Annotated in this window: 1 protein-coding gene; it reads left to right on the top strand. The window is 67.0% G+C overall.

The features are described 5' to 3' along the window. The coding region (locus K8625_RS43590; protein ID WP_223786118.1) for an AMP-binding protein at window positions 1–833 on the top strand (833 nt) is incomplete at both ends.

Here is an 833-nt window from a genome sequence, read left to right as displayed (position 1 = left end):
CCCGAGGACATCGCCTACGTCATCTACACCTCCGGCAGCACCGGCATCCCCAAGGGCATCGTCATGCCCCACAGGGCCCTCAGCTTCCTGCTCGCCTGGCAAATCCGGCAGTCACCCAACCCCCTCGCGGTGACGCTCCAGTTCGCCTCCCTCAACTTCGACGTCTCCATCCAGGAGTTCTTCGCCTCCTGGTGGGTGGGCGCCCACGTCGTCCTCCCTCTCGGGGGCCTTCGCCAGGACATCCCAGCCCTCCTCGACTTCATGCACGCGCAGAAGGTCGAGCGGCTCTTCCTCCCCTTCGTCGCACTCCAAGCCATGGCCGACTCCGTCTCCCATGGCGCCACGTTGCCCAGTGCGTTGAGGGAAGTCGTCACAGCCGGTGAGCAGCTTCAGGTCAACTCCACCCTCACCGCCTTCTTCGAGAAGCTCCCCGGCAGCGTCCTCGAGAACCAGTACGGCCCCTCCGAGGCCCACGTCGTCTCCGCCTTCCGTCTCGACGGTGCGCCCTCCGCTTGGCCTCGCCTGCCTTCCATCGGCAGCCCCGTTGGCCACACGCAGCTCTACGTCCTCGACTCCCTCGGTCAGCCCGTCCCCATCGGCGTCGCCGGTGAAGTCTTCGTCGGCGGCACCCACCTCGCTCACGGCTACCTGGCTCGTCCGGACACCACCGCCGCGGCCTTCGTGCCGAATCCGTTCAGCAGCATTCCCGGCTCTCGTCTCTACCGCACCGGTGACTCCGCTCGCTGGAAGGCCGACGGCACCCTCGAGTTCCTCGGCCGCCTCGACTTCCAGGTGAAGGTGCGTGGCTTCCGTGTCGAGTTGGGCGAAGTCGA

Origin of the sequence: Myxococcus sp. AS-1-15, assembly GCF_020037055.1 — a bacterium.
Lineage (GTDB): Bacteria > Myxococcota > Myxococcia > Myxococcales > Myxococcaceae > Myxococcus > Myxococcus fulvus.
Note: the sequence above shows the minus strand (reverse complement) of the source record. Positions and strands in the feature narration are given on the sequence as shown.